14 protein-coding genes are annotated in these 14,915 nt (G+C 66.8%); 6 read left to right on the top strand and 8 right to left on the bottom strand.

Translation table 11 applies throughout. The features are described from left to right. Positions 1-13 precede the first annotated feature (13 nt). The 4 genes from pstA to pstS (V3B41_RS03025) all read right to left on the bottom strand — a co-directional run bounded on the left by pstA (position 14) and on the right by pstS (V3B41_RS03025) (position 4,684). Positions 14-877: a phosphate ABC transporter permease PstA gene (gene pstA, locus V3B41_RS03040; protein ID WP_032127902.1), complete on the bottom strand. Its 864-nt coding sequence runs from the start codon at positions 875-877 to the stop codon at positions 14-16. Beyond that, a complete protein-coding gene (gene pstC, locus V3B41_RS03035) occupies positions 877-1,845 on the bottom strand; it encodes a phosphate ABC transporter permease subunit PstC (protein WP_329860028.1) in 969 nt (322 codons plus the stop codon). The genes pstA and pstC overlap by 1 nt, the downstream gene beginning before the upstream one ends. An 82-nt stretch (positions 1,846-1,927) precedes the next feature. Next, entirely contained in the window at positions 1,928-3,016 is a 1,089-nt protein-coding gene (gene pstS / locus V3B41_RS03030; protein ID WP_049428038.1) for a phosphate ABC transporter substrate-binding protein PstS, read from the bottom strand. Positions 3,017-3,667: 651 nt separating this feature from the next. Continuing rightward, positions 3,668-4,684: a phosphate ABC transporter substrate-binding protein PstS gene (pstS, locus tag V3B41_RS03025; protein ID WP_049431219.1), complete on the bottom strand. Its 1,017-nt coding sequence runs from the start codon at positions 4,682-4,684 to the stop codon at positions 3,668-3,670. A 509-nt stretch (positions 4,685-5,193) separates the two neighbouring features. On the opposite strand from pstS (V3B41_RS03025), the gene V3B41_RS03020 reads away from it, so the two are divergent. Next, the gene (locus V3B41_RS03020) at positions 5,194-6,426 is read left to right on the top strand and encodes a porin (RefSeq protein WP_049431224.1); all 1,233 of its coding nucleotides are present in this window, start codon (positions 5,194-5,196) and stop codon (positions 6,424-6,426) included. Positions 6,427-6,507: 81 nt separating this feature from the next. Here V3B41_RS03020 and nth read toward each other — a convergent pair whose 3' ends face one another. Genes nth through V3B41_RS03005 form a run of 3 tightly spaced genes read right to left on the bottom strand, consistent with a single transcriptional unit; the run spans position 6,508 to position 8,340 of the window. Beyond that, on the bottom strand, positions 6,508-7,200 hold the full coding sequence (gene nth, locus V3B41_RS03015) for an endonuclease III (protein ID WP_049431226.1): 693 nt from the start codon (positions 7,198-7,200) through the stop codon (positions 6,508-6,510). Then, positions 7,200-7,553, bottom strand: coding sequence for a hypothetical protein (locus V3B41_RS03010; protein ID WP_049431229.1), 354 nt, complete (start codon positions 7,551-7,553; stop codon positions 7,200-7,202). The genes nth and V3B41_RS03010 overlap by 1 nt, the downstream gene beginning before the upstream one ends. 4 nt (positions 7,554-7,557) lie before the next feature. Further along, positions 7,558-8,340 carry an enoyl-CoA hydratase-related protein gene (locus V3B41_RS03005; RefSeq protein ID WP_049431232.1) on the bottom strand — a complete coding sequence of 261 codons (783 nt, stop codon included), beginning with the start codon at positions 8,338-8,340 and terminating at the stop codon, positions 7,558-7,560. Positions 8,341-8,507: 167 nt separating this feature from the next. Between V3B41_RS03005 and V3B41_RS03000 the strand changes: the two genes are divergently transcribed. From V3B41_RS03000 to V3B41_RS02990, 3 genes are all read left to right on the top strand, one after another. After that, on the top strand, positions 8,508-9,209 hold the full coding sequence (locus tag V3B41_RS03000; RefSeq protein WP_005408797.1) for an FKBP-type peptidyl-prolyl cis-trans isomerase N-terminal domain-containing protein: 702 nt from the start codon (positions 8,508-8,510) through the stop codon (positions 9,207-9,209). Between the two features lie 177 nt (positions 9,210-9,386). Beyond that, on the top strand, positions 9,387-10,190 hold the full coding sequence (locus V3B41_RS02995) for a CoA pyrophosphatase (RefSeq protein ID WP_049431235.1): 804 nt from the start codon (positions 9,387-9,389) through the stop codon (positions 10,188-10,190). Then, positions 10,187-11,089, top strand: a complete 903-nt coding sequence (locus V3B41_RS02990) for a sulfurtransferase (RefSeq protein ID WP_049431238.1) — start codon at positions 10,187-10,189, stop codon at positions 11,087-11,089. Before V3B41_RS02995 ends, V3B41_RS02990 begins: the two co-directional genes overlap by 4 nt. A 326-nt stretch (positions 11,090-11,415) precedes the next feature. Here the strand turns inward: V3B41_RS02990 and V3B41_RS02985 are convergent, their stop codons facing one another. After that, positions 11,416-11,982, bottom strand: a complete 567-nt coding sequence (locus V3B41_RS02985) for an N-acetylmuramoyl-L-alanine amidase (protein ID WP_197633767.1) — start codon at positions 11,980-11,982, stop codon at positions 11,416-11,418. Between the two features lie 72 nt (positions 11,983-12,054). Here V3B41_RS02985 and V3B41_RS02980 point away from each other — a divergent pair, with 72 nt between their 5' ends. Further along, positions 12,055-12,582, top strand: coding sequence for an alpha/beta hydrolase (locus tag V3B41_RS02980; protein WP_049431244.1), 528 nt, complete (start codon positions 12,055-12,057; stop codon positions 12,580-12,582). Between the two features lie 145 nt (positions 12,583-12,727). Continuing rightward, on the top strand, positions 12,728-14,866 hold the full coding sequence (gene rlmKL / locus V3B41_RS02975; RefSeq protein WP_197620297.1) for a bifunctional 23S rRNA (guanine(2069)-N(7))-methyltransferase RlmK/23S rRNA (guanine(2445)-N(2))-methyltransferase RlmL: 2,139 nt from the start codon (positions 12,728-12,730) through the stop codon (positions 14,864-14,866). The last annotated feature ends 49 nt before the right edge of the window (positions 14,867-14,915 follow it).

Genomic DNA, 14,915 nt, shown 5'->3' with positions numbered 1-14,915 from the left:
ATCCACGGAAAGGTCAGTCATGGGAGATACGGTTGCGCAGCAGGATGCCGCGGGCGGCAAGGCTGACCAGCAACACGAAGACAGTCAGCACCAGGGCACCGGCCCAGGCCAGAACCTGCCAGGATTCATACGGGCTGCCGGCGAACTGGTTCATCACCACCGGCACCGAGGCCATCGGCTGGAAGATGTTGTTGTTCCAGTACTGGTTGCCGAAGGCGGTGAACAGCAGCGGGGCGGTTTCGCCGGAGATGCGCGCCAGCGCCAGCAGAATGCCGGTGATGATGCCGGCTGATGCACTGCGGTACAGAACCTGCACGATCACCTTCCACTGCGGAATGCCGAGCGACAACGCCGCTTCGCGCATCTGCGAGGGCACCAGGCGCAGCATTTCGTCGGTGGTGCGCACCACCACCGGCAGCACGATGAAGGCCAGCGACAGGGCACCGGCGAACGCCGAGAAGTTGCCGCCGGTCTGCATCACGTACAGGGTGTAGACGAACAGGCCGAGCACGATCGACGGTGCCGACAGCAGGATGTCGTTGACGAAGCGGACCACGGTGCCGGCCTTGCGGGCGTTGCCGTACTCGGCCAGCCAGGTGCCGGCCAGCACGCCCAGCGGGGTGCCGATGCCGATCGCCAGCGCACACATCACCGCGCTGCCGAAGAAGGCGTTGGCGAGGCCGCCTTCCTGCATCGGCGGCGGCGTCATCTTGGTGAAAAGATCCCAGTTGATGCCGGCCAGGCCCTTCGAGGCCAGGGTGAACAGGATCCAGCCCAGGAAGAACAGGCCGAACAGCGCTGTGGCGCAGGAGGCGGTGATCGCAACGACATTGCCGATGCGGCGGCGCAGGTACAACGAATCAGCGGTGGTGGACATCAGTTGCCCTCCTTGCGGGACAGGCGCATCAGCATCAGGCGGGCGATGGCCAGCACCACGAAGGTGACGATGAACAGGACAAAGCCGAGCAGCAGCAGGGCCGAGCGGTAGGTTTCAGTGGCTTCGCCGAAATCGTTGGCGATCAGCGCGGCGATGGTGGTGCCCGGTTCCAGCAGCGACGGCGACAGGCGCACGCTGTTGCCGATCACGAAGGCGACCGCCATCGTCTCGCCCAGGGCGCGGCCGAGGCCGAGGAAGATGCCGCCGATCACCGCCGAGCGGGTGTAGGGCAGCACGATGTCCCAGCTCACTTCCCACTTGGTGGAACCCAGCGCATAGGCCGATTCCTTCAGGCGGGTCGGAACGGTCAGGAACACTTCGCGCATCACCGAGGAGATGAACGGAATGACCATGATGGCCAGCACGAAACCGGCGGTGAGCATGCCGATGCCCAGCGGCGGGCCCTGGAACATCGGGCCGATGATCGGCCATTCGCCCGAGGTCTCGTTGAGGAACGGGGTGACGTACTCGGTCATCACCGGCACCAGCACGAACAGGCCCCACATGCCGTAGATGATCGAGGGAATGCCGGCCAGCAGTTCGATGGCGGTACCGACCGGGCCACGCAGCCAGCGCGGCGCGACTTCGGTGAGGAAGAAAGCGATACCGAAGCTGACCGGCACGGCGATGACCATCGCGATGACGGCGGTGACCAGGGTGCCGTAGATCGGGGCGAGCGCACCGAACTTGTTTTCGACCGGATTCCAGTCGGCGGAGAAGAAGAAGCTCAGGCCCTGCATCTGCAGGGCATGGCGGCCGCCCCACAGCATCGAAAGCGCGGCGCAGGCCAGGGCGATCAGGACGAAGATGACGGTGCCGACCAGCACCCATCGGAACAGTTTGTCGTTGCGGGCATCACGCGCATCACGCGTGGACGGGGCGGCTACAGGCTGGGCGATGGCATTCATGGGGACGGCAGGGCCAGGAAGGGGCGGGGCGGCACGGCGTGGAAGAAGCGGTGCCCGCGTGGGGCGGGCACCGTCGTGTCCATCACTTCAGGTCGGTCGCCCAGTAGGCCTCGATCTGCTTGACCAGTTCGGCCGGCAGCGGCACGTAGTGCAGCTCGTTGGCCTGGGCCTGGCCGTTTTCGAAGGCCCACTTGAAGAAGGCCAGGGTGTCCTGGTTGCGCTTGGCATCCTTCGGCTGCTTCTGCATCAGCATGAAGTTGGTGGCGGTGATCGGCCACGCCTGCTCGCCCGGGGCGTTGGTGATGACCAGGTTGAAGTCCTTGGCGCTGGCCCAGTCGGCGCTGGCGGCCGCAGCGGCGAAGGTCTCCGCGCTCGGCTCGACCCAGTTGCCGGCCGCGTTCTGCATGGCGGTGTACGGCATGCCGTTCTGCAGCGCGTAGGCCAGTTCGACGTAACCGATCGAACCCTTGATCTGCTTCACGTACGAAGCGACGCCTTCATTGCCCTTGCCACCAACGCCGTCCGGCCACTGCACCGAGGTGCCTTCGCCGACCTTGCTCTTCCACTCCGGGCTGACCTTGGACAGGTAGTTGGAGAAGTTGAAGGTGGTGCCCGAACCGTCCGAACGGTGGACCAGGGTGATCTTGCCGTCCGGCAGCTTCACGCCCGGGTTGGCGGCGACGATGGCCGGGTCGTTCCAGGTCTTGACCTTGCCCAGGAAGATGTCGGCCAGCAGGGCGCCGCTCAGGCGCAGCTTGCCGCCTTCCAGGCCTTCGATGTTGACCACCGGTACCACGCCGCCGATGGCGGACGGGAACTGGGCCAGGCCGGCCTGGGCCAGCTCTTCGCTGCTCAACGGCTTGTCGGAGGAACCGAAGTCGACGGTGCCGGCCTTGATCTGGGCGATGCCGCCGCCGGAACCGATCGACTGGTAGTTGATCTTGGCGCCGGTGGTGGCGTTGTAGTCAGCCGACCACTTGGAGACCAGCGGGAAGATGAAGGACGCGCCCGCGCCGGACACTTCGGCGGTTACCTTGGCACCGGCGGCGGCCGGAGCGGCGGCACCGTCGGCAGCCGGCTGCTGCGCGGCCTGCTTGTCGCCACCGCAGGCCGACAGGCCCAGGGCGATGGCCAGGGAAAGGGCGGCAAGGCCGGCCGAGTGCAGTTTCATGGTCACTCCATAGCGGGGAAGAGCCGACGTCGTCGGCGGATGCGGCTATGAAATGATGTTTTTGTTACAGCCGTATTACGACCATGACAGAGGTGTCCTGGATCACGTTCTGACAAGGGTTTCACGGGGTTGCTACCAATCCGGCAGGTGCCCGGAAACCCCCGATCTGCGCACCGATATGACGGCCGGGGAAGGTAAAGCCGAACACACGCTCGGCTCCGCCCGAGGCCGGGCCAGAATCAGCCCAGCATAGGCTCGGCTCTACACGCGCTCCTGCCTTTGCTCCTGCCTTCCATGACCCCACCGCGCCCCCGATGAACTGACCAGAGGCGACGCAGGGCCCAGCCCGGGACCGTTCGCGCCATGGATGGCGCGATCGAGCCCCCATGGGTGAGGGCGCTTTGCCTGCGAGGCATCGCCTCGCAAGCGCTCGAACGCACAGCCGCCAGCGGCTGGGCCGGACCGCGGAGCGGGGTTTACGGCGTGTCCCGGGCTGGGCCCTGCGTCGCCTACTCTCGGTAGATCGGAGGCGCAGCGCATTTCACGACCAACCACCAAAACAAGAAGAGCGCGAGATCTCGAGGATCTCGCGCCCGGGTGGGATCGGCGGGGGAGAGAGGACCCGCCGACCCCCTTCCTGCGGGGGAGCGCTTACTTCAGGTTCTGCGACCAGTAGGTCTCGATCTGGCGGACCAGGCTGTCCGGCAGCGGCACGTAGTCCAGCTGGCGGGCCTGGGCGTCGCCGCTCTTGTAGACCCAGCGGAAGAACTCCTGGGTGGCCTTGCCGTTGGCAGCATTCTTCGGCTTCTTGTGCACCAGGATGAAGTTGGTGGCGGTGATCGGCCACGACTCGGCGCCCGGGGCGTTGGTCATCACCAGGTAGAAGTCCTTGGCGCTGGCCCAGTCGGCGCTGGCGGCGGCTGCGGCGAACGACGCATCGCTCGGCTGCACGAACTTGCCGGCGGCATTCTTCATCGCGGTGTAAGACAGCTTGTTCTGCAGCGCGTAGGACAGTTCGACGTAGCCGATGCCCCCCTTGATCTGCTTCACGTATGCGGCAACGCCTTCGTTGCCCTTGCCGCCGATGCCGGCCGGCCACTGGACCGAGGTGCCTTCACCGACCGAGCTCTTCCACTCCGGGCTGACCTTGGACAGGTAGTTGACGAAGTTGAAGGTGGTGCCCGAACCATCCGAACGGTGCACGACGGTGATCTTGGCGCTCGGCAGAGCCACGCCCGGGTTCAGCGCGGCGATGGCCGGGTCGTTCCAGGTCTTGATCTTGCCCAGGAAGATGTTGGCCAGCACGGTGCCGTCCAGCTTCAGTGCGCCCGGGGCGATGCCGGCCACGTTGACCACCGGCACCACGCCGCCGATCACCGACGGGAACTGCGCCAGGCCCGAAGCAGCCAGCTCTTCCGGCTTCAGCGGGGCGTCGGAGGAGCCGAAATCAACGGTCTTGGCCTTGATCTGCGCAATGCCGCCGCCGGAACCGATCGACTGGTAGTTGACTTTGTTGCTGGTGGCGGCGTTGTAGTCGGCCGACCACTTCGACATCACCGGGTAGATGAACGAGGCGCCCGCGCCGGTGATTTCAGCGGCGTTGGCGGCGAACACGGACGACGCTGCGAAGACGGCAACGGCAACGCGCGACTTGAAGGCGTGGATCACGGGGTGGCTCCTGGGTTGATTGGGATGCGGGGTTACCCGCCCGGCGCACATTCCATAACGGTTCGATGACAGCGCAGGGACCGTTGTATGACGCAACCGTTACAGCGCTCGCCGCTGCCGCTGCAGCGGTGTCCGTGAAGGTTTCGCGCGCGGTCGGAGTGCGGCGGGGCGGTGAGTCGCCAACCTCCATATGTCGTTGACGGCGCCTCCGCGCTGACGCACGTGCATTCCGGGTAATGGGCATCCGGCAGCGATGTCATGTACTGCACAGGGATGCGTGGGGGCCGCGTTGCGCCTTGAAGCGGATACATCACGCCATGTGTCGCAAGGCCTAGGCACAGGTGCCGGCGCAAATGCGTCGTCCGCATGACCACACGAAGAAACCTGTGTTTGGTGCGCAGTTTGTCATTCGACTGTCATGGTTTTAACGGAACGTTCGCAAAACGCTTGACCGGCCTGCCGGCGTGGCGTTCTGCCCAAGCCATTCCAACCCTCTGGAGAGATCCAAAATGCGTTCCCATTTGCTCGCCGCCGCGGTCGTTGCAAGCCTCGGTCTGGTTTCCGCCGACGCCTTCGCAGCCCCCGCCAGCTCGGGCGTATCCCAGGCACAGCTGCAGCAGCTGCAGGCACAGATCGCCGCGCTGCAGGCCCAGGTCCAGCAGTTGCAGAACGATTCGCAGGCGCTGCAGGCGCAGTCCGACGCGCAGTCCGAAGTGAACATCACCCAGGCGCAGGCGCTGGAAGGTGCACAGAAGACCCAGACCAGCGTCGACAAGCTGGCCAAGCTGGTCAATGACAACAAGATCGGCGGTCGCATGTTCTTCGACCTGACCAACATCGACAAGACCAGCAACGGCAAAGACACCGCCGCCAGCGGCACCGGTCTGGACGTCAAGCGCTTCTACCTGACCGTCGACCACAAGTTCAACGACATCTGGTCGGCCAACCTGACCACCGACTTCCAGTACAGCTCGGCCATTGGCAACACCGAACTGTTCGTCAAGAAGGCCTACGTGCAGGGCAGCTTCGACCCGGCCTTCAACCTGCGCGTCGGTGCCGCCGACATGCCGTGGATCCCTTACGTCGAGAAGTTCTACGGCATGCGCTATGTCGAGAACACCCTGACCGACCGCCTGAAGTACGGCAACTCGTCCGACTGGGGCCTGCATGGCTTCGGCAACCTGGGCAACAACTTCAACTACGCCGTCTCGGTGGTGTCCGGCGCCGGCTACAAGAACCCGACCCGCAGCAAGGGCATGGACGTGGAAGGCCGCGTGGCCTACACCCCGAACGAGAACTTCGTGGTTGCCGTCGGTGGCTACAGCGGCAAGCTGGGCAAGGAAACCGACATCCAGAGTTCCGAGAACACCTACACCCGCGCCAACGCGATGGTGGCCTACGCCGACAGCAATTTCCGCGTCGGTGGTGAGTACTTCCAGGCCAAGAACCTCAACAACGTGATGACCGTTGCCACCGACAAGTCCAGCGGCTGGTCGGTGTGGGGCAGCGTGCGCGTGACCGACGGCGGCATCAACGTGTTCGGTCGTTACGATGACACCGACGTCAGCAAGACCCTGGATCCGACCCTGAGCGACAAGTACTGGAACGTCGGCGTCGAGTTCCCGGTCATGAAGAACCTCAAGCTGTCGACCGTGTACAAGTACACCCACCTGGCCAACGCTGGCGACAAGAAGAACGACAAGACCAAGGAATTCGGCGTCTGGGGCGACCTGTCGTTCTGATCTCCTGAAGCACGCTTGTCCTGAAACACAGACGGCGGGCCTTGTGCCCGCCGTCTTCTTCTGGTCACAACAGAGACTGCGTCACGCCTCGGCCGTGGTCTTTTCCTTGAACCGGCACAGATCGGCGATCACGCAGCCCGGGCAATCCGGCTTGCGCGCCTTGCACACATAACGCCCGTGCAGGATCAGCCAATGATGCGCGTCGAGCAGGAACTCGGCGGGGATCACCTTCACCAGCTTGTCTTCCACTTCGCGCACGTTCTTTCCCGGGGCCAGTCCGGTACGGTTGGAGACGCGGAAGATATGCGTGTCGACCGCCATCGCCGGCTCGCCGAACGCGGTGTTGAGCACCACATTGGCGGTCTTGCGGCCGACGCCCGGCAGCGCTTCCAGTGCATCGCGATCGCGCGGCACTTCACCGCCATGCTTTTCCAGCAGGATCGCGCAGGTGGCGATCACGTTCTTGGCCTTGGCGTTGAACAGGCCGATGGTGGCGATGTATTGCTTCAGCCCATCCTCGCCAAGCGCGAGGATCTTTGCCGGCGTATTGGCCACCGGGAACAGGCGGCGCGTGGCCTTGTTGACGCCGACATCGGTGGCCTGCGCCGACAACGCCACCGCCACCAGCAGCTCGAACGGCGAGCTGTACTCCAGTTCGGTCTTCGGGTGCGGGTTGAGTTCGCGCAGGCGGGTGAACATCTCCACCACGTCGGCGCGCGGCATCGTGCCGCCACGCCGCGCCGGAGCGCGTGCAGTCTTCTTCGTGGTGGCCATTACTGCTCCTTGCCGCTGGCGCGGGCCTTGGCCCGGGCGAGGATGGCGGCCGCTGCGGCGGGCAGGGCGGGCTTCACGTCCGGCGCCGGGGCCGGGGTGCGCCGTGCGTCGCGTTCGGCTTCGCGGCGGGCCAGCCGTACCGCGCGGGCGCGATAGCGTTCGCGTGCCGCCCAGGCCGCCTGAAGCTGCTGCTGGGCCTGCTGCAACCGCTGCGGGAGTTCCGGGTGGCCGGGCAGCAACTGTGCGTCGTCGGCGCGGGCGACATAGTCCATCAGCCCGGCCTGAAGGGCGCCATCGAGATCGTCTGCCTGGACCCGGGCGAACAGCCGCGCGGGGTTGGGTCGGGATGCCATGGCGTCAGCGGTTCTGGAAGGCCGGCGGGCGGCGCTGCAGGAAGGCGCTGGTTCCCTCGCGCATGTCCTCGGTGGCGAACAGCAGGCCAAACTGCGCGCTTTCGTATTCCAGCCCGGCTTCCAGGCTGCATTCGCCACCCACGTGCACCGCGTCCAGCAGGCCGCGCAGGGCCAGCGGCGCCGAGCGCGCCAGCTGCCGGGCGACGTCATTCACGCGATTGTCCAGCGCGTCGGCCGGCACCACCTCGTTGACGATCCCCAGTTCCAGCGCACGTGCGGCGTTGATCGGTGCACCCAGCAGGCAGAGCTCCAGGGTGGCGGCACGGCCGCACAGGCGCAGCAGGCGCTGGCTGCCGCCGAAGCCGGGAATCAGGCCCAGATTGATTTCCGGTTGGCCGACTTTGGCGGTATCGGCGGCGATGCGCAGGTGGCAGGCCATCGCCAGCTCCAGGCCGCCGCCCAGCGCAAAACCGTTCACGCGGGCGATGACCGGCTTGGGCATGCGCTCGATCTGGCGCATCAGGGCCTGGCCCAGCAGCGAGAAATCACGTCCCTGAACCGCGCTGAGTGTGTTCATCTCGGTAATGTCGGCGCCGGCCACGAACGCCTTCGGGCCAGCACCGGTCAGCACCACCACGCGCACTTCCGGGTCTGCGGCGGCAGCACTGAAGGCCTCGGCCAGGGCCTGCAGGGTCGCGGCATTGAGGGCGTTGAGCTTGTCCGGGCGCTGGACGGTCACGGTGCGGATGGCGCCGTCGTCGGTGACAGCGATCAGGGCATCGGCCACGGGTAAACTCCTGGAACGTTAAAAAAAAGTGATATTGAACTCCGCGAACGCAGACGGGTCATAGCCTGCATCGTGAGTAGCGGTTACACGTTGCGCCCGTTATCCTAACCCGTCGCCTCAGGGCGGCGCAGAACGTCCCTGAGTTACCACCCCTGGAGAACTGTTTGATGAAGTTGCGTTCTATCGCGGTCGCCGTCGCGGCCCTGGCCCTGACGGGCAATGCCTTCGCCCAGGACGTTTCGTCCGAAAAGGGCAAGCTGAGCTACTACTTCGGTTACGACTACGGCAACAACCTGGCGGAGCTGACCGGTCGCGGTGAGCAGCTGGACATCAACTCGGTGGTGAAGGGCCTGCAGGATGCCTACGCCAAGAAGCAGCCGGCGATCACCGCCGAGCAGCTGAAGCCGGCCGTTGAAGCGTTCCAGAAGCGCGAGCAGGGCCGTGCCCAGGCTGCCAAGGCCGAGTACGAAAAGGCTGCTGCCGAAAACAAGACCAAGAGCGACCAGTTCATCGCGGCGAACAAGGCCAAGGCCGGCGTGCAGTCGCTGCCGAGCGGCGTCCAGTACCGCGTGATCGAAGCCGGCAAGGGTGCCAAGCCGACCCAGGCCAGCACCGTGCAGCTGGAAGTGGCCGGTCCGTTCCCGTACGGCCAGCGCCCGACCGAAGCCCGCCCGGCCCAGCAGATCCCGTCGATCAAGGTCAGCGAAGTCGAAATGAAGGCCATGCGCGAGACCCTGCTGCAGATGCCGGCAGGCTCGAAGTGGGAAGTCACCCTGCCGCCGGACCAGGCCTACGGTGCCGACCCGCGCACCCCGTTCCCGCCGAACGTGGCTGTGCAGTTCGAGATCAAGCTGGTCAGCGTCAAGTAAATCGAAGCGGTAAACCAAACGCGCCGGTGATTCCACCGGCGCGTTTTTGTTTGCGCAGCGCGCGACCTGTAGCGCCGAGCCATGCTCGGCGAACGCGCGCAGTGCGATGCCGTCACGCGCCGCATCGTTACCCGCGCAAATCCCGCCCATTCGCGCTACTGTTGCCGGGTGCAAACAATGGAAGAAACGGCGCGTGTTGTCGCAAGTCCCTGCATCGGAGTGTGCACGCTGGATCCGCACCGGCAGTGCAGCGGGTGCGGGCGGCATATCGACGAAATCGCGCGGTGGTCGTCGATGAGCAATGACGAACGCAACCGCATCCTGCACCGCGTGCAACCGCTGCGCGCGCAGCTTCAGCAGTCACTGCGCGGCTCGCTGGCCGACCACGAACGGCTGATGCGCGCGCTGCACCCGCTGGCCGAACCGCCGGTTGGTGATGGCTGGAACCGCAGCGAACTGATTGACCTGCTGCCGCCCGGCCCTCCGGTGGAAGCGGCGGTGCTGGCCGGCATCGTGCCGCGAGCCAATGGCGCGCAGGTGATCCTCACCCGTCGCACCGAAACCCTGCGCACGCACGGTGGCCAGGTCGGGTTCCCCGGCGGACGCACCGAGCCCGACGACCGCGACGCACTGGCGGCGGCATTGCGCGAGAGCCAGGAAGAAATCGCACTGGCCCCCGGCCAGGTGCAGGCGCTGGGCTACCTGGATCCCTTCGTGACGATCACCGGCTACCGGGTCACCCCGGTGGTGGCGGTGGTCGATCCGGACTTCGTGCCGGTGCCGCAGCCCAGCGAAGTCGCCGAGGTGTTCGAGGTGCCGCTGGACTACCTGATGGCGGCGGACAACCTGCGCCAGGTCGAAATCAACCATCGCGGCCGCATCCGCCACGTCCTTGAGTACGGCTGGCCCGGCCAGCGCATCTGGGGCGCCACCGCGGCCATTCTCTACAACCTGCGTCGCCGCCTGGAGCAAGTGCAATGAACCCGATCGATCCGCCGTGGACCACCCTGGTCGATGTCGCCACCTTGGCTGCCGCGTTGGGCGAGGGCATCCGCGTGGTCGACGCACGCGCCACCGCCAGCACCGCAGTGCGCGTGGTCGATGCGCGGGCCTCGCTGGCCGACCCGCAGGCGGGAAGCAGCCAGTATCTGGCCGGTCATATCCCGGGTGCGGTGTATGCCGATCTCAATCGTGATCTGTCCGATCTGTCGCGCGTCGGCCACGGTCGCCATCCACTGCCGGACAGCGATGCCTTTGCCGTAAAGCTGGGGCAGTGGGGCATCAGCCCCGATACCCAGGTGGTGGTCTACGACGGCAGCGACGGCAGCATGGCCGCCTCGCGCCTGTGGTGGCTGCTGCGACTGATTGGCCACCAGAAGGTGGCCGTGCTCGACGGCGGTGTCGCAGCCTGGCAGGCCGCCAGTCACGCGCTGGAAAGCGGTCAGAGTGACGTGGCGGTGCTGCCGGCCTACCCGGGCCGTTTCGATACCACCCAGGTCGCCAACGCCGATGAAATCACCGCGCGCCTGAAACATGCACCGGGCTGGCTGGTCGACGCACGCGCGGGTGAACGTTTCCGCGGCGAAGTGGAGCCCCTCGACCCGGTTGCCGGCCACGTGCCGGGCGCAGTCAACCGGCCGTTCGCCCTGAACGTGCTCGAGGGCCGCCTGCGCGACGCACAGGAACTTCGCGCCGAACTGCAGGGCGTGATCGGCAACCGCGATCCAGAACAGGTGGTGCTGATGTGTGGCTCTGGCGTGACCGCCTGCCACCTGCTGCTGGCGATGGAAAGCGCAGGACTGAGCGGTGCGCGCATCTATGCCGATTCCTGGAGCGGCTGGGTGAGCGACAGCAGCCGCCCGGTCGCCACCGGCGCGTGAGTAGCGCAGGGTCGGATCCGTTTCCCGACGGGAAACGGCTCTGACCCCATCGAGCGCAAATCGGGGTCAGAGCCCGTTGCGTAGCAACGGGATCCGACCCCGTGTCGACCAAGGTCGACACCCACCAACAGCAGCGGGAAACTGTCGAAGGCGGGGTGGGTCCGGTTGCGGGGGTGTCCGCGGCATGGATGCCGCGGCCAAGCCCCCATGGACGGGTTTACGGCGTCCCCCGCAACCGGACACACCCCGCCATCCAACGGAATGCCAGCGTTTGACGTTGCCGTTGCCGTTGCTTCTGCAGGTGCAGGGCGCAGCCCTGCAAACCCTCACCCAACCGGCTGCAGTGGCACCCTCGCCAGCACCCGCGCCCACGGGAACAACGGCCCCGGGTCACGCTTGCGCGCCACCGTCAGCGCCGGATCATCACTGGCCGGCACCTGCTCCAGATCCAGCTGGTCATGCCCGGCAATCCGCCGCAGCGACGGGTAGCGCGCCACCAGCGCCAGCAGCAGCGCCTCCAGCGCCATCAGCTGCGCCTCGGTGTACGCCTCGTCCATCACCTGGTGACGGCTGTCGAACCAGTGCGGGTAGCGCCCGGTGTTGACCAGCTCGATGCCCAGCGTATGCGCGTTCATGCCGCGTACGTGGTGGGCCACGCGTTCCGGCGCCACGTACTGCACCACGCGGCCATCGCGGTCGATGTAGAAATGGCCGCTGTTGCCGGCACCGCTGTCGTACAGCACGCGCTCGCCGTACTCGCGGGCCATCGCCAGGTCGGGCAGCTCGGTGCAGTGGATCACCACCATTTCCAGCGTGGCCGGGTCGCGCAGGGGCAGACGGTCTTCGTAGGGCAGGGGCTGCAGCTGCAGGCCGGGCAGGAGCGGGTTGGGCATCCGGCGATGCTAGCATTGCGGCATGAACCTGCCTTCCCTTTCCTCGTTGGCCCGCTCGCACGGAGCACGCGCATGAGCCGCGGCCACTGCATCCTGTCGCATGGCTTCGAGAGCGGCCCGGAGGCGACCAAGGTCACCGCGCTGGCCGACGTGGCGCAGCGGCTGGGCTGGACCCACGAGCGCCCCGACTACACCGACCTGGACGCGATGAGCGAGGTCAGCCGCGTAGGTGACGTGCCGACTCGGCTGCGCCGCCTGGTCGAGCGCACCGCCATCGCGGCCCAGCAGGGCCCGGTGGTGCTGGCCGGCTCCAGCCTGGGTGCCTACATCTCTGCCATCGCCTCGCTGCAGGTGCCGGTGGCCGGCCTGTTCCTGATGGTGCCGCCGACCACCATGGGCCCGATGCCGGCGCTGGACGCCGCCGCCGTGCCGACCACCGTGGTCCAGGCCTGGCATGACGACGTGGTCCCGGCCGCCGGGGTCATCGCCTGGGCCCAGGCGCGCTCGGCGCAGCTGCTGCTGGTCGATGATGGGCACCGCCTGGAACGCCACGTGGAGGCCTCCGCGCAGGCCTTCGAGCGCCTGCTGCGGCAACTGTGAAGCCCGGGCGCACGGCGCGCCCGCCCGCTTTGACTACAATGGCAGCCCCGCCGCCCCCGGCGCGGGCCTGCCGGCCGTGCTTGCGGCCCTCCTTTCCGACCGGCCCGGCCCCTGTGCCGCGCCCGACCACCTGCGAACCGATCCCGTGAAATTCTTCGTCTCCTGCGCCAAGGGCCTGGAATACCTGCTTGCCGATGAGCTGTCGGCCCTGGGCCTTGGCAAGGCCACTGCCACCATTGCCGGCGTCAACGCCGAGGGCGAACTGGAGCAGGCGCTGCGGATCGTGATGTGGTCGCGTCTGGCCAGCCGCGTGCTGTGGCCGATCGACGAGTTCGACTGTCCGGACGAACAGGCCCTGTACGACGGCGTGCGTGCGCTGCCGTGGCACGAGCACATCAAGCCGGAGATGACCCTGGCGGTGGACGCGCACGTGTCCGGTGACAAGATCACCCATGCGCGCTTCGCCGCACAGCGGATCAAGGACGCCATCGTCGACCGCATGCGCGACGAGGGCCTGGAACGCCCCTCGGTCAACACCGATCTGCCCGATGTGCGCGTCAACCTGTCGCTGCGCAAGGGCCGTGCTTCGCTGTCGATCGACCTCGGCGGTGGCCCGCTGCATCGCCGTGGCTGGCGTGGCGCCGCCCACGAAGCGCCGCTGAAGGAAAACCTGGCCGCCGCGCTCCTGCTGCGCGCGCAGTGGCCGCGCCTGCACGCCGCTGGTGGCGGGCTGCTGGACCCGATGTGCGGCAGCGGCACGCTGCTGATCGAAGGCGCGCTGATGGCCGCCGACGTTGCTCCCGGCCTGATGCGCCATGGCAGCCTGCCGCCGAGCCGCTGGCTGGGCTTCGACAAGGCGGCCTGGAAGAGCATCCAGAGCGAGGCGCGTGACCGCGAAGCGGCTGGCCTGGCCGCGTTGAAGCCGGTCATCCACGGCAGCGACATCGACCCGATCGCGATCCAGGCGGCGCGCGAGAATGCCGAGGTGGCGGGCGTCGCCCACGCGATCCGCTTCATCCGCGCCGATGTGGCCGACCTGGCCGCGCCGGAGCAGGAGATCGGTGCGGTGGTCTGCAACCCGCCGTATGACGAGCGCCTGGCCGCTGATCCGGCGCTGTACCGCGCGCTCGGCAACGCCTTGCAGAAGGCGGTGCCGCAATGGCGCGCCAGCCTGCTGTGCGGCAACGACGAACTGGCCTTCGCCACCGGCCTGCGCGCCGGCAAGAAGTACCAGATGTTCAACGGCGCACTGGAATGCGCGCTGATCGTCTGCGACCCGATCGCCGTGCCGGGCCGCGATCCGGCGCAGCCGCGCGAGTTGAGCGAAGGTGCGCAGATGGTGGCCAACCGCCTGCGCAAGAACCTGAAGAAGTTCAAGAGCTGGCGCGCCCGCGAAGACATCACCTGCTTCCGCGCCTATGACGCCGACCTGCCGGAATACGCGGCTGCCATTGACGTCTACGAGGAAGATGGTGGCAAGCGCCGCACCTTCCTGCATGTGCAGGAGTACGCCGCACCGGCGGCGATCCCGGAGAACGACGTGCGCCGCCGCCGCAACGAACTGCTGGCCGCTGCGCGCGAAGTGTTCGGCGTGCCGCCGGAGCAGGTCTCGATGAAGTCGCGAGAGCGCGGCAAGGGTGGCAGCAAGTACGGCCGTTTCGAGCAGCGTGATGAGTTCATCGTGGTGCGCGAGAACAATGCGCTGCTGCAGGTAAACCTGTTTGACTACCTGGATACCGGGCTGTTCCTCGACCACCGCCCGCTGCGCCGGATGATGGCCGAGCAGGTGCGTGGCAAGCGCTTCCTCAACCTGTTCTGCTATACGGGCGTGGCCAGCGTGCAGGCCGCCGTGGCCGGTGCCGCCAGCACCACCAGCGTCGATCTGTCGGCGACCTACCTTCAGTGGTGCTACGACAACCTGGCCTTGAACGGGCAGGGCGGCAACCAGCACCTGCTGGTGCAGGCCGATGCGATGGCATGGCTGGAAGCGGACCGTGGCCAGTACGATGTGATCTTCTGCGATCCGCCGACCTTCTCCAACTCCGCGCGCGCCGACGATTTCGACGTGCAGCGTGAGCAGCTGAAGCTGCTGCGTGCGGCGGTGGCACGATTGGCGCCCGGCGGTGTGCTGTACTTCTCCAACAACTTCCGCCGCTTCAAGCTGGAAGAGAACGCCATCGCCGAGTTCGCCCAGTGCCGCGAGATCACCGCGCGCACCCTCGGCCCGGATTTCGAACGCAACGCGCGCATCCACCGCGCGTGGGAACTGAAGCGGTTGGGGTGATTCCAGCCGAAAGGGAATGCCGGCCAGCGGCCGGCACTACCCACGTGCG

Origin of the sequence: Stenotrophomonas sp. SMYL89, assembly GCF_036319985.1 — a bacterium.
GTDB lineage: Bacteria > Pseudomonadota > Gammaproteobacteria > Xanthomonadales > Xanthomonadaceae > Stenotrophomonas > Stenotrophomonas maltophilia_Q.
The sequence above is the reverse complement of the archived record's forward strand: the minus strand, read 5'-3'. Positions and strand labels throughout refer to the sequence as shown.

What these genes read in the sequence shown, in the direction of transcription:
- pstA (WP_032127902.1), bottom strand. Translation starts at nt 877, where the DNA reads ATGTCCACCACCGCTGATTCGTTGTACCTGCGCCGCCGCATCGGCAAT.
- pstC (WP_329860028.1), bottom strand. Translation starts at nt 1,845, where the DNA reads ATGAATGCCATCGCCCAGCCTGTAGCCGCCCCGTCCACGCGTGATGCG.
- pstS (WP_049428038.1), bottom strand. Translation starts at nt 3,016, where the DNA reads ATGAAACTGCACTCGGCCGGCCTTGCCGCCCTTTCCCTGGCCATCGCC.
- V3B41_RS03020 (WP_049431224.1), top strand. Translation starts at nt 5,194, where the DNA reads ATGCGTTCCCATTTGCTCGCCGCCGCGGTCGTTGCAAGCCTCGGTCTG.
- nth (WP_049431226.1), bottom strand. Translation starts at nt 7,200, where the DNA reads ATGGCCACCACGAAGAAGACTGCACGCGCTCCGGCGCGGCGTGGCGGC.
- V3B41_RS03010 (WP_049431229.1), bottom strand. Translation starts at nt 7,553, where the DNA reads ATGGCATCCCGACCCAACCCCGCGCGGCTGTTCGCCCGGGTCCAGGCA.
- V3B41_RS03000 (WP_005408797.1), top strand. Translation starts at nt 8,508, where the DNA reads ATGAAGTTGCGTTCTATCGCGGTCGCCGTCGCGGCCCTGGCCCTGACG.
- V3B41_RS02995 (WP_049431235.1), top strand. Translation starts at nt 9,387, where the DNA reads ATGGAAGAAACGGCGCGTGTTGTCGCAAGTCCCTGCATCGGAGTGTGC.
- V3B41_RS02990 (WP_049431238.1), top strand. Translation starts at nt 10,187, where the DNA reads ATGAACCCGATCGATCCGCCGTGGACCACCCTGGTCGATGTCGCCACC.
- V3B41_RS02985 (WP_197633767.1), bottom strand. Translation starts at nt 11,982, where the DNA reads ATGCCCAACCCGCTCCTGCCCGGCCTGCAGCTGCAGCCCCTGCCCTAC.
- V3B41_RS02980 (WP_049431244.1), top strand. Translation starts at nt 12,055, where the DNA reads ATGAGCCGCGGCCACTGCATCCTGTCGCATGGCTTCGAGAGCGGCCCG.